At 34.3% G+C, this 13,415-nt stretch carries 15 protein-coding genes; all 15 read right to left on the reverse strand.

Going from position 1 to position 13,415, the window contains the following annotated elements; all coding sequences use genetic code 11:
• The 15 genes from atpD to BUA21_RS01570 all read right to left on the reverse strand — a co-directional run bounded on the left by atpD (window position 1) and on the right by BUA21_RS01570 (window position 13,350).
• The gene (gene atpD, locus BUA21_RS01500) at window positions 1-1,398 is read right to left on the reverse strand and encodes a F0F1 ATP synthase subunit beta (protein ID WP_072742756.1); all 1,398 of its coding nucleotides are present in this window, start codon (window positions 1,396-1,398) and stop codon (window positions 1-3) included.
• A 19-nt stretch (window positions 1,399-1,417) separates the two neighbouring features.
• The gene (gene atpG, locus BUA21_RS01505) at window positions 1,418-2,272 is read right to left on the reverse strand and encodes an ATP synthase F1 subunit gamma (protein ID WP_072742757.1); all 855 of its coding nucleotides are present in this window, start codon (window positions 2,270-2,272) and stop codon (window positions 1,418-1,420) included.
• A gap of 27 nt (window positions 2,273-2,299) precedes the next feature.
• A complete protein-coding gene (gene atpA, locus BUA21_RS01510) occupies window positions 2,300-3,805 on the reverse strand; it encodes a F0F1 ATP synthase subunit alpha (RefSeq protein ID WP_072742758.1) in 1,506 nt (501 codons plus the stop codon).
• 22 nt (window positions 3,806-3,827) lie between these two features.
• Window positions 3,828-4,370, reverse strand: coding sequence for a F0F1 ATP synthase subunit delta (locus tag BUA21_RS01515; protein ID WP_072742759.1), 543 nt, complete (start codon window positions 4,368-4,370; stop codon window positions 3,828-3,830).
• Window positions 4,358-4,870, reverse strand: a complete 513-nt coding sequence (locus BUA21_RS01520) for a F0F1 ATP synthase subunit B (RefSeq protein WP_084604090.1) — start codon at window positions 4,868-4,870, stop codon at window positions 4,358-4,360. The genes BUA21_RS01515 and BUA21_RS01520 overlap by 13 nt, the downstream gene beginning before the upstream one ends.
• Window positions 4,871-4,924: 54 nt before the next feature.
• Window positions 4,925-5,203, reverse strand: a complete 279-nt coding sequence (atpE, locus tag BUA21_RS01525) for an ATP synthase F0 subunit C (RefSeq protein ID WP_269844706.1) — start codon at window positions 5,201-5,203, stop codon at window positions 4,925-4,927.
• Window positions 5,204-5,252: 49 nt separating this feature from the next.
• Window positions 5,253-5,924, reverse strand: coding sequence for a F0F1 ATP synthase subunit A (atpB, locus tag BUA21_RS01530; RefSeq protein ID WP_199228944.1), 672 nt, complete (start codon window positions 5,922-5,924; stop codon window positions 5,253-5,255).
• Between the two features lie 26 nt (window positions 5,925-5,950).
• Complete coding sequence (locus BUA21_RS01535) at window positions 5,951-6,346, reverse strand: ATP synthase subunit I (RefSeq protein WP_072742760.1); 396 nt, start codon at window positions 6,344-6,346, stop codon at window positions 5,951-5,953.
• A gap of 3 nt (window positions 6,347-6,349) precedes the next feature.
• Complete coding sequence (locus BUA21_RS01540; RefSeq protein WP_233242576.1) at window positions 6,350-6,577, reverse strand: AtpZ/AtpI family protein; 228 nt, start codon at window positions 6,575-6,577, stop codon at window positions 6,350-6,352.
• 215 nt (window positions 6,578-6,792) lie between these two features.
• Window positions 6,793-8,151: a short-chain fatty acid transporter gene (locus tag BUA21_RS01545; protein ID WP_072742761.1), complete on the reverse strand. Its 1,359-nt coding sequence runs from the start codon at window positions 8,149-8,151 to the stop codon at window positions 6,793-6,795.
• A 148-nt stretch (window positions 8,152-8,299) separates the two neighbouring features.
• Entirely contained in the window at window positions 8,300-8,959 is a 660-nt protein-coding gene (locus tag BUA21_RS01550; protein ID WP_072742762.1) for a CoA transferase subunit B, read from the reverse strand.
• Complete coding sequence (locus BUA21_RS01555) at window positions 8,959-9,612, reverse strand: CoA transferase subunit A (protein WP_072742763.1); 654 nt, start codon at window positions 9,610-9,612, stop codon at window positions 8,959-8,961. Before BUA21_RS01555 ends, BUA21_RS01550 begins: the two co-directional genes overlap by 1 nt.
• Before the next feature lie 132 nt (window positions 9,613-9,744).
• On the reverse strand, window positions 9,745-10,923 hold the full coding sequence (locus tag BUA21_RS01560) for an acetyl-CoA C-acetyltransferase (RefSeq protein ID WP_072742764.1): 1,179 nt from the start codon (window positions 10,921-10,923) through the stop codon (window positions 9,745-9,747).
• A gap of 257 nt (window positions 10,924-11,180) precedes the next feature.
• A complete protein-coding gene (wecB, locus tag BUA21_RS01565) occupies window positions 11,181-12,290 on the reverse strand; it encodes a non-hydrolyzing UDP-N-acetylglucosamine 2-epimerase (RefSeq protein WP_072742952.1) in 1,110 nt (369 codons plus the stop codon).
• 10 nt (window positions 12,291-12,300) lie between these two features.
• Window positions 12,301-13,350 (reverse strand): glycosyltransferase family 4 protein, encoded by a 1,050-nt coding sequence (locus BUA21_RS01570; protein WP_072742765.1) that lies wholly within the window; start codon window positions 13,348-13,350, stop codon window positions 12,301-12,303.
• Window positions 13,351-13,415: the final 65 nt, after the last annotated feature.

Raw genomic sequence — 13,415 nt, forward strand, 5'->3', positions numbered from 1 at the left:
TTATTCCTCCATCTTCTTAGCTTTTTCTACCACTTCATCAATAGTTCCAACCATGAAGAAGGCTTGTTCTGGCAAATCATCATGTTTTCCTTCAAGAATTTCCTTAAATCCTCTTACTGTTTCCCTAATAGGAACGTATTTTCCTTCCATTCCTGTAAACTCTTCAGCTACATGGAAAGGTTGTGATAAAAATCTTTGAATCTTTCTAGCACGAGCAACTATAAGCTTATCATCTTCTGAAAGTTCATCAATTCCAAGTATAGCAATGATGTCTTGAAGATCTTTATATCTTTGAAGAACTTCTTGCACTCCACGAGCAACTTCATAGTGTTCATTTCCTACTACTGCTGGATCTAGTATTCTTGAAGTAGAATCTAGTGGATCTACTGCAGGATAAATACCCAATTCAGCAATTTGACGGGATAGAACTGTAGTTGCATCTAAGTGAGCAAATGTTGTAGCTGGTGCCGGATCAGTCAAGTCATCAGCTGGAACATATATAGCTTGAACTGATGTGATAGAACCTTTTTTTGTAGAAGTGATTCTCTCTTGCAATTGACCCATTTCAGTTGCAAGTGTTGGTTGATAACCTACGGCACTAGGCATTCTTCCAAGTAGTGCTGATACTTCTGAACCAGCTTGAGTAAATCTAAATATATTGTCTATAAATAAAAGTACGTCTTGACCTTCTTGATCTCTAAAATATTCTGCCATCGTAAGACCTGTAAGTCCAACTCTCATTCTTGATCCTGGTGGCTCATTCATCTGACCAAATACTAGTGTAGTCTTATCTATAACACCAGATTCAATCATTTCATAATATAGATCATTTCCTTCTCTGGTTCTCTCTCCTACTCCTGCAAATACAGAAAGTCCACCATGCTGTTTAGCTATATTGTTTATAAGCTCCATGATAAGAACTGTCTTTCCTACTCCAGCACCACCAAATAGGCCTATCTTTCCACCCCTTGAATAAGGAGCAATAAGGTCTACTACTTTGATTCCCGTTTCAAAAATTTCTTTTGAAGTTTCTTGTTCTTCAAAAGATGGAGCTGGTCTATGAATTGGAGCAAAATGCTTTGCTTTGACAGGTCCTTTTTCATCTATAGGCTCGCCCAATACATTAAATAGTCTTCCCAAAGTTTCTTTACCTACTGGAACCTTTACAGACTCGCCTGTATCTAATGCTTCCATACCTCTTATAAGTCCATCCGTAGAACCCATAGCTATACATCTTACAGTATCGTCTCCTGTATGTTGTGCAACCTCTACTACCAATCTTTGTCCATGATTATCTATTTCTATGGCATTTAAAAGATTGGGTAGGTTTTCTTCGGCAAATCTTATATCAACTATAGGTCCAATGACTTGAACTATCTTACCTATGTTTTTGTCCATATCCACACTCCTTTCTACCTTACTTTAGAGCTTCTGCTCCTGCTACAATTTCAGACAATTCACTAGTTATAGCAGCCTGACGTGCTCTATTGAAACTAATAGTTAAATCGTCAATCATCTCTTCTGCATTGTCCGTAGCTGATTCCATGGCAGTTCTTCTTGCACCTTGTTCACTACAAGAAGATTCCATAAGAGCACCATAAATAGTACTTTCAATGTATTTTGGAATAAGGTAGTCAAGTACTTCTTCTGGAGAAGGCTCATATTCTACTACAGATATTTTTTTATCTTCCCCACCTTTAATATCGCTAGGAAGAAGTTTTATCACATTGGTCTCTTGAGAAATCGTAGTAATAAATTTTGTGTAGGCAAGTTTCACTTCATCTATTTCTTTTTTCTCATATAGATCCATAACAAGTTTTCCCATTTCCTGTGCATCACTGAAAAAAGGCTCTTCTGTTATGCCTACAAATTCACCCACTACATTGTATCCTCTTCTCTTAAAATAATCTCTTCCCTTATATCCAACAACTACTAGCAAGGTATCTTCCTTTTTATCTCTTATCTCATTTTCCACAAGTCTCATGATATTTGAATTGTATCCTCCTGCCAATCCTCTATCAGCAGTCACTACTATATAAAGGGACTTTTCTACTTCCCTCTTTTCCAAGAAAGGATGAGATATATTCCCAGTAGTAGAAAGTATCTCTTGAATACTCTCATATACTGTATCAAAATATGGTCTTGTAGTCTCTAGTTTTTCCCTTGCTTTTCTAAGTTTCGCAGAAGAAACTAGCTCCATAGCCTTAGTTATTTGTCTAGTATTTCTAATTCCTCTTATACGTCTCTTTATATCTCTTGTTGATTCAGCCAAATTTTCACCCCCTGCTTTTAAGGGAATTTAATGGAAATTCTTCTTAAATTCTACAATAGCATCCTTTAGCTTTTCATCAGTTTCGTTTGTTATATCTTTTTCCGTCTTTATACTTTCAATTATCTCTGGATAATTGTTATTCACAAAATTCACAAATTCTTTTTCAAATTGACTTACTTTTTCCACAGGTATATCAGTTAAATGTCGATTTATGACTGCATAAAGTATGACAACTTGGTCTTCAACCTTCATAGGACTATATTGAGGTTGCTTAAGGATTTCCATCATTCTTTCACCTTGGTGAAGTCTTTCCTTAGTATCCTTGTCAAGTTCCGAACCAAATTGAGCAAAAGCAGCCAATTCCCTGTATTGAGCCAATTCAAGTTTAAGTTTCCCTGCAACCTTCTTCATAGCCTTTATCTGAGCAGCACCACCAACTCTAGATACAGAAAGTCCAGTATTTATAGCTGGTCTCTGTCCTGAGAAAAACAAATCTGTCTCTAAGAATATCTGTCCATCAGTTATAGAAATAACATTAGTTGGAATATATGCAGATATATCTCCAGCTAAAGTTTCAATAATAGGTAGTGCTGTGATAGAGCCTCCGCCATATTTTTCATCCAATTTTGCAGATCTTTCAAGAAGTCTTGAATGTAAATAAAATACATCTCCAGGGAAAGCTTCACGTCCTGGTGGTCTACGAAGAAGTAATGACATTGCTCTATATGCAATAGCATGTTTGGAAAGGTCATCATAAACAATAAGTACATCCTTTCCCTGTGCCATAAATTCCTCTCCCATAGTTACACCTGAATATGGTGCTATATATTGAAGTGGAGCAAGTTCACTAGCTGTTGCTGAAACTACAATAGTATAGTCCATAGCTCCGTTTTTTTCCAATACATCAACTATTTGGGCTACAGTACTTCTCTTTTGTCCTATAGCTACATAAATACATATTACATCTTGACTCTTTTGATTTAAAATAGTATCAATAGCCAAAGCTGTCTTTCCAGTTTGTCTATCTCCTATGATAAGCTCTCTTTGTCCTCTACCTATAGGGAACATAGAGTCAATAGCCTTTATACCAGTCTGTAGTGGTTGGTTTACACTTTTTCTCGTAATAACCCCTGGAGCTATCTTTTCAATAGGTTTAAATTCTTGAGCATTTATAGGACCTTTTCCATCTATAGGCTGCCCAAGAGCGTTTACTACTCTGCCTATCATCACATCTCCAACAGGAACCTCTACTATCCTTCCCGTTCTCTTTACAGTATCTCCTTCTTTTATGTCTCTATCTGAACCTAGAAGCACACAACCTACATTGTCTTCCTCTAAATTCAGAGCCATTCCATAAACTTCTCCAGGAAATTCTATAAGTTCACCAGCCATACATCCTTCAAGACCATGAATTCTCGCTATTCCATCTCCTACTTGGATGACAGTTCCCACGTCTACCATGTTAAGCTTTTTTTCATATCTTTTTATCTGTTCCTTAATGACTGAACTTATTTCTTCTGGCCTTAGTTCCATTAGATTATCACCTCTACTTCCTTTATACTCTCATTCCTTTCAAATTCTTTTCAATAGACTCTAGTTGTCCTTTCACAGTTCCATCTATTATCTTGTTGTCAATTTTCAAAATTGCTCCTCCTATGATGCTCTCGTCAACAAGATTTTTAAGTACTACATTCTTGTTCAATTCCCTTGAAAGTTTTTCTTTAAGTCTATTTTGAGTACTCTCATCCATTGGAATAGCCGTCACCACTGTAGCTAAGGCAATATTTTTTTCTTCATTGTAAAGAAAATCAAAGTACTCACTTATTTCTTCAATATACATCTCTCTTCTTTTATCAACTATCACATAGAGGAAATTTAAAATTTCCTCAGAAACCTTTCCTCCAAATACATGATTTAAAATTTCTTTTTTTTCATCCTTAGATACCTTGGGATGATTTAACACTTTTTTAAAATCATTTTCTTCAATCAATACATTAGACACAGCATTTATTTCTTCTTTGAACTGATCCACTTTATCTAATTCTAAACCAGTCTCAAACAAAGCCAAAGCATATCTTTTGCTGACTAATTTTGCCATTTGTCCACCCCTACCTCGTCTACAAACTTGTCAATCATATCTTTTTGCAAGTTCATATCAAGATTTTTGTCAATGACTTTAGAAGCTATTAAAATTGCCATTTCTCCTGCTTGAAGTTTTATTTCTTCTAGAGCTTTTTCTTTTTCTCTCTCTATTTCAACTCTTGCTTTTTCCATGATACTATTTGCTTCAACTCTTGCTTCATTGACAATATCTTGTTTTATCTCTTCACCACGTTTTCTAGAGTCTTCTATTATCTTCTGGCCTTCAGTTTTGGCTTCATTTATTTTAAACTCATATTCACTCTTTAATTCTATAGCTTCACTTTTAAGAGCTTTGGCATCATCTATATCGCTTTGAATTCCTTCTTTTCTCTCATTCATAAATTTAGAAACAGGTTTATATAGAAAATGTCTCAAAATAAAGAACAACACCACTGTAGCAATTAATTGCAATATCATTGAAGAAAGCTGTGGCAAAACTCTTACATCAAAATCCATAAACTAAACCTCCTTCTTTTGAGGTGATTCTAAGAGATGGGTTCCCCCATCTCATTAAAGATTCAAATAAGCAGTTAAAAGTGGTCTTACAAACAATAGTATTATAGCGATAACTAAACCATAAATACCAGTAGTCTCTGCAACTGCTTGACCTAAAAGCATAGTTCTCGTAATATCACCTTGTGCTTCTGGTTGTCTTCCTACCGCTTCTGCAGCCTTTCCAGCAGCATTACCCTGACCAATTCCAGGTCCAATACCTGCTATCATAGCAAGTCCTGCACCTATAGCTGAACACCCCAATATAAAAGCTTCACTAGTTATTCCTTGCATCATTATTCTTCCTCCTTCCAAAATTTGAAAATATAGATTTGTTTTATTCATACTATTCCATGGCACTAGATATAAATATCATAGTAAGCATGGAAAAAATAAATGTCTGAAGTATACCAGAGAAAACATCAAAATATGCATGCATCACTGGTGTAAGTATTGGTGCAAAATATCCCAATGCACTATACACTAAACTCATGATTATAACTCCACTCAAAACATTACCAAACAAACGGAAAGAAAGTGATATTGGATTGGCAAATTCATCTATAACATTTAGTGGAGTAAGTAATGGTAGTGGTTCTGTAAAGCTCTTGAAAAACCCCACAAATCCCTTTGATTTTGCTCTATAAAATTGAGTTAAAGCAAATGTCATAAGGGCCAAAGTAAGTGTCACACTATAATCTGATGTTGGAGGTGTAAAACCTAAAAGTCCAAATAGATTAGCTACTAGAAGATATAGTACCAATGTAGTAATATATGGTGCAAAAAACATATTTTTAGGACCCATAGTACTCTCAACCAGCCCATCTATTCCTTGAATTAATGCTTCTACAACATTTAAAAATTTTGAAGGTTTTTCATCTACTTTTGCTTTCTTGATTTTACTATTTACAACCAATGCAAAAATAGTAAGTATAATAACCACTATCCATGAGTTCACAACGGAATCAGGTACTACTATATCTTTTCCAAATAACTTCATATATATTTCTATTTTCAAATATTCTCCCTCCTTTCCTATGCCTTCTACCTAGATTCTTTTTGCTTTATAGCTTCTTTTATACTCTCATATATAGTACTAGAAAGTATAACTATTTTTATAATAAAAAATCCTAATACCGTAGTCAAAAAATTTATATAATTGGCCTTTGCTGCCACAAATAGTACTACAAAATAAATAGCATATCTAATAAAATAATTTCCCAGAGTGTAACTGTAAGCTTTAGAGGGTTTCATCAGAACAGCTTTTTTCGTAGTTTTCCCCATAAGTATAAAACTTAAAATATTTATACTTGAACCAAAGATCATACCCAATATATAAGGTTTTGGTTCTTTCAAAAATATAGCCAATATTCCTATGATTATGAGGCTTAGTGCTATAGCCTTCTTTATGATTCCAGAAATGACTTTGTCTTGAAACATTTTTCACTTCCTCTTATCTTTCTTGTCATCAGCAAGATTAAACAAATTCATAAATCCTGCCATTGCTCCTAAAATAATAAAAATAATGGAAAATAACATATCTTTTTTGAATACTTTATCCAACCATCCACCCAAGTATACTCCCAATATTATAGGTACAACTATAGATAGGCCTACTTGAGTTATGAGGCTTAAATTTTTTAGCATATCTTTTTTCCCATTATTCTTCAAAATCAACACTCCACAAATATTTTTATTCATATAAAATAATATATACCAATAGAAGATAATTTTCAAACTAATTTAACAATTATCGTATAAATTATAGTTAAAACTTATTTTACTATATATATTACATTATAATTCATATATATTTTAATTTCTACAATAGTCAAAAGAAAAAGGCAGCAAATTTGCTGTCTTTCTCCAGTTTAAATTATTTTACATTATAATAGCAAGAATCCCAAAATAATTATGATTCCTGACCAAATAAGATCAATCAAACAGAATCCCATGATGTCCCTTGCTCCAAGTCCTGCAATACCTAGTGCTGGTAGAGCCCAAAATGGTTGAATCATATTTGTCCAAGCATCTCCCCAGGCAATAGCCATAGCGGTTTTAGCAGCTGGTACACCAAGAGCTTGTCCAGCTGGCATCATGATAGGAGCTTGAACAGCCCATTGTCCACCACCAGATGGAACAAAGAAATTTATAATTCCAGCACTCAAGAATGTGTATACTGGAAATGACTTAGCAGTAGATATGTTTACAAACCAATTTGAAATAACTCCTGCAAGGCAAACTCCATCTATGTTTTTGCCAGTCATCATACCCATGATTCCCGCATAAAATGGAAATTGAAGTATGATTCCCGATGAACCTTTTACTGCTTCTCCCACAGCTTTTATAAATTTTCTAGGAGTTTGATGGAACAAAATTCCCAATGTCAAGAATATAAAATTAAGTATGTTTAGATTTAAGTCAAACCCCTTAGTTGCAAAATAATACACAATATAGATAATTCCAAATATTCCTATAATAAAAGAAATTATCTTACTATTTTCAAGTTTATCTGCAGGTGTTTCATTTACTTCTACACTAGCAGCCTCTTCTTCCTCATTCTTACTATCAAGTAATGCTGGACTAATTCTTACAACTTTACCTGGTTCTGGATGCATGGCTCTGTTTATAAGTGGTAATGTAAGTATTATTGCAAAAGAAATAATTAAGTTAAATGGAGAAAATATAGTTTGAGTTGTAGGTATTATTTCTGTTATAGCACCAGCAGTCATTGTTGGTAAATCAGATGTAGTAGTAGCCAATGTTAATGGTATAGATGCTGAGATTCCACCATGCCATACAAGAAATCCTGAATAAGCACTGGCAATTAAAAGTCTATAGTCTACATCCCTAACTTGTCTTGCTAATTCCATAGCATATAGAGCACCTATTACAAGTCCAAATCCCCAGTTTAACCAACAAGCCAAAGCTGAAACCAATGATACTGCAAATATGGCTTGAGTAGGAGTCTTAGCTAAACCGGCCATTTTCTTAAGGCCCTTCTTTACTGGTGAAGAACTAGCCAAAGCATGTCCTGTAACTAATACCAATGCCATCTGCATAGAAAACAAAAGCAAACTCCAAAATCCATCCCCCCAGTGAACTAACATTGCTACTGGGCCTTGATGAGTAAAGATCATACCTAATACCAGCGTCAAAATAGTCAAGAAGATTGCGAAAATAAACGCATCTGGCAGGTATTTTTGTACCAATGCAACACAACCATTAGTAAATTTTTTAAACATGAAATAAAACCTCCCTTTATTTTATATTTATAAGAAAAATATTTTCCCTTATATTTACTAAATTTACTTATATATCCATTGCTGTGTTGAATTTAAGTAGCATCTAGTATTACTAGATGCTACTTCTTAATACTTATAAAAGTTCTAACTATATTTCCATTTCTTTTAAGTTTTCTGAAATGATTAAGTCTGCTTCTGTAGCGGCTTTTACATCGTCTACTGTAAATTCTTTGTTGATTTCAACCAATACTAGTCCTTTATCTGTTACTTCCATAACTCCCATTTCAGTTATGATCAAATCTACTTCTTTTGCAGCTGTCAATGGAAGTGTACATTTCTTAAGTATCTTTGGATTTCCTTTAACAGTATGTTCCATAGCTACAATAACTTTTTTAGCTCCTACTACTAAATCCATAGCTCCACCCATTCCTGGGACCATTTTCCCAGGAATCATCCAGTTTGCAAGGTTTCCTTCTTGGTCTACTTGTAGTGCTCCAAGAACTGTAGCATCAACATGTCCACCACGAATGATTCCAAAAGATGTAGCACTATCAAAGAACATTCCACCTTCTTTTATAGTTACATATTGACCACCAGCATTTACAATATCTTTATCTTCTTTTCCTTCTTCAGGAGCTGGTCCCAATCCTAAGAAACCGTTTTCTGATTGAAAAGTAACATCCATTCCTTCTGGTACATAGTTTGCGACTAGTGTTGGAAGACCAATACCTAGATTGACAACATCCCCGTCTTTAAGTTCTTTAGCAACTCTCTTAGCTATAAAATTCTTAATTTCATTTTTATCCATTATTTGTCACCTCCAACAATGTAATCAACAAATATTCCTGGAGTTACAACATCATTTTGATCTATTTCTCCTACTTCTACAAGATTTTCAGCTTCAACTATAACTAAATCAGCAGCTGCAGCCATTACAGTATTGAAGTTTCTAGTAGCTCCTCTATAAACTATATTTCCTTTTTTATCAACTTTATGACCAAGAATTAGTGCGACATCAGCTTTTAGTGGCAATTCCAAAAGATATGTCTTGCCGTCTATATCCATCTTTTGTTTGCCTTCTTCTATTACAGTCCCAACACCTGTTGGTGTCAAGAATCCGCCAAGGCCTGCCCCTGCTGCTCTCAATCTTTCAGCTAGAGTACCTTGTGGAATTAGATGAACTTCCATTTCTCCATCATTCATCTGTCTTCCAGTTTCTTTGTTTGTCCCTATGTGAGAAGCATATAATGTTTTGATTTGTTTGTTCACTACAAGTTTCCCGGAACCTATATCAACAAATCCAGTATCGTTACAAATTAGTGTTAAATTTTTAACTCCTTTTTCAACTAGTGCATCCACAAGTTTGTGAGGAGTTCCACAGCCTAAAAAGCCACCGATAGCAATAGTCATACCATCTTCAATATGGCTTATAGCTTCTTCAATAGATACTACCTTGTTCATGACATACACCTCCGATTAATTCTTTAACTACAACTAATATTATATCACTTGTTAATATTTTTTCAATGTTATCTTTTTTCTGAATTCTATTTAATAGGCTACTAAAAAGTAGCCTATTATTTTAAATCCAAATTATCTTCTAACTATAAGAGCTATACCTTGACCGCCACCTATACATAGAGTAGCTAGACCATTTTTAGCATCTCTTTTATCCATTTCATATAGCAATGTAACAAGTATTCTAGCACCAGAAGCTCCTATTGGATGTCCTAGAGCTATTGCTCCACCGTTTACATTAGTTTTCTCTGGATTTAAATTTAAATCCTTAACTACTGCCAAAGATTGGGCAGCAAATGCTTCATTTGCTTCTACCAAATCCATATCTTCAATCGTAAGTCCTGCTTTTTCTAATGCTTTTTTTGAGGATGGTATTGGTCCTGTACCCATAATAGATGGGTCTACTCCTGCTGAAGCATAAGAAACTATAGTTGCAAGAGGTTTTATTCCCAATTCATCTGCTTTTTCTTTTGACATTATAACTAATGCTGCAGCACCATCATTAATTCCTGACGCATTTCCAGCAGTTACAGTTCCTTCTTTTTTAAATGCTGGTCTCAATTTAGCCAAAGCTTCAGCTGTAGTTCCAAATCTTGGATGTTCATCAGTGTCTACTACTATTGGATCTCCTTTTCTTTGTGGAATTTCAACTGGTATTATTTCATCTTTAAATCTTCCTTCTTTAATAGCCTTTTCTGCTCTATTTTGGCTTTGAAGTGCAAAAGAATCCTGTTCTTCTCTACTGATATTCCATTTCTCCGCCACATTTTCGGCAGTTATTCCCATATGATAATCATTGAAAATGTCCCAAAGTCCATCATGAATCATATAATCCATCAGTTTTGAATCGCCCATTCTTTGGCCCCATCTATTGCTTTCCAATACATATGGTGCCATACTCATGTTTTCTGTTCCACCTGCAAGGATGATATCTGCTTCACCAGCTCTTATAGCTTGAGCAGCTAATGCTACAGTTTTAAGGCCAGAACCACATACTTTATTTACTGTAAAAGATGGTACTTCTACAGGTATTCCAGCATGTATTGATACTTGTCTAGCCACATTTTGTCCAAGTCCTGCCTGCAATACATTTCCAAAAATTACTTCGTCAATTTGTTCAGCATTTATACCAGCTCTCTTTATAGCTTCCTTTGCTGCAATAGTACCAAGCTTAACTGCAGGAACATTTTTAAAAGCTCCTCCAAAGGTACCTATAGGTGTTCTAACTGCACTTGCAATAACTACTTCTCTCATGTATATATACCTCCTTGTTCTATTTATAATACTTTTTCAATTATTTATATTAGATATGATACGAAACCCTGTTTTTGTATACATATCTATACTTATCTTATATGCAATTTCCATGCCATCTTTAGGTAAATCCAATTTATATGTAATGTTATTTTTTTGTCATACTTCGTTATTTTTTTAACTTTCTAAAAGATATTATACACCCATTAATGAAAAAAGCCAATACCTTTTAAAAAATTTTAAAAGGTATTGGCTTTTTAGTCTAACTTTTGAAGTATTATATCTACTATTTTTTCCGCTGCTTTCCCATCTCCATAGGGATTTACTGCATTGGACATTTTCAAATATTTTTCCTTTTCATTTAATAGCATATTGATTTCTTTATATATTTTTTCTTCATTTGTTCCTACAAGTTTTGCAGTACCTGCAACAATTCCTTCTGGTCTTTCAGTTTCTTCCCTAACTACAAGTACTGGCTTGCCAAGGCTTGGAGCCTCTTCTTGAAGTCCACCGGAATCTGTAACTACTAAATAGGATTTAGCCATTAGATTGGTAAATGGTTCATAATTTAGCGGCTCTACTAAATGTATTCTTGGATGATTGTCAAATACTTTATAGGCAATATCTCTAACTTTTGGATTCAAATGAATAGGAAATACCACTTCCACATCTTCATGGGCTTCTACTATTCTCTTTATGGCTGTAAATATATTTTCCATAGGTTTCCCTATATTTTCTCTTCTGTGAGATGTCATGAGAATCACTTTTCTGTTTTCAAAATCTATACTGTCTAAAAGTTCATCATTAAATATGTATTTATCCTTTACCACATGAAAAAGTGCATCTATGACAGTATTTCCCGTTATAAATATTTTTTCATCTGGATAACCTTCCTTTAAAAGATTTTCCCTGTTTTTTTCTGTGGGAGCAAAATGAAAATCTGTAAGTATTCCAGTAAGCTTCCTATTGGCCTCCTCTGGATAAGGAGAATATAGATTCCCACTTCTTAGGCCTGCTTCTACATGACCGATTTTTACCTTTTGATAAAACGCAGCCAAGGCTCCTGCAAATACCGTTGTAGTATCTCCTTGGACTAAAAGCAAATCTGGTTTATTTTCTATAATCACTTTTTCTAATCCTTCCAAAGCCTTTGTAGTTATCTCTGTAAGAGTTTGTCCAGGTTTAAATATGTTTAAATCAAAATCGGGCTCTATATCAAATATATTTAATACCTGATCAAGCATCTGTCTATGTTGAGCTGTAACACAAACAATATTTTCTATTCTCTCTTCCTTTTCCATAGCTTTAACAATTGGCGCCATCTTTATAGCTTCTGGTCTTGTGCCAAATACAGTCATAACTTTCATTTTTCCACCCCTATTCTCTATTTTCATCATCTTCTTGCCTTTTCTTTTCTACAAGTCCAAGTCTTCTAGCAAAGAGTATTGTCAAAATAATGACAATTCCTGATATGATTACAGCCTGCCTGCTATTCGCTTTGGCTATGAGAACTGCTGATATTCCAAAGGCTGCACTTATCAAATATAATATAAGTACTGTTTGTTTTTGATTGAATCCTCTTTGCAATAACTTGTGATGAAGATGTCCTTTATCTGCTTCCATTATAGGTCTTCCATTTAAAAGTCTTCTAAATATAGCAAAAGTCGTATCAAATATTGGAAGTCCCAATATAATGATTGGAACTACTATAGCTATAGTAGCTACACTCTTCATTACACCTTCTATAGCTACTACAGACAACATATAACCTAAAAAAAGTGCTCCTGTATCTCCCATAAATATTTTAGCTGGATTGAAATTGTAAGGCAAAAACCCCAAACATGCTCCAGCTAGGATTATAGACATGATCATTACAGTTCCATATCCAAAACCACTTGCTACAAAAAGTAAGGACAAACTAGCTATCATGGCAACTCCTGCTGCCAATCCATCAAGTCCATCAATTAAATTTATAGTATTAGTGATTCCTACAACCCAAAAAACTGTAATTGGTATGGAAAAACCCTTTAAATATAGTAGAGTACTTCCTTTTGAAAATGGATTGGTTATAAAATCAATTTTTACATCTCCTAAAATAAGAACCACACTGGCAAGAACTTGAAAAAATAATTTCGCCTTTGGACTCAAATCTTTTATATCGTCTATTATTCCTGAAATAGCAATTATACTACCTCCTATGATTATAGAAATCACAGTCTTATCTATAGGCAAAAAAATAAGAATTGAAACCATAGTGGCAATATATATTGCTAGTCCTCCTAGTAATGGTATAGGTTTTTTGTGAACTCTTCTATTATCTTTTGGTACATCTATGGCTCCAACTTTATAGGCAACTTTTTTTGCAAAGGGAGTCATCATTAAGGAGATGATTGTGGCCGTAAAAAATGGCAATAAGTATTTTCCCATGATATTATTCGCTCCTTTATAAGCTTTCTCCTTAAAATTTTATATTAGATTTATGAATAAGTCAA

It is taken from the genome of Sporanaerobacter acetigenes DSM 13106, from assembly GCF_900130025.1.
Classification (GTDB): domain Bacteria; phylum Bacillota; class Clostridia; order Tissierellales; family Sporanaerobacteraceae; genus Sporanaerobacter; species Sporanaerobacter acetigenes.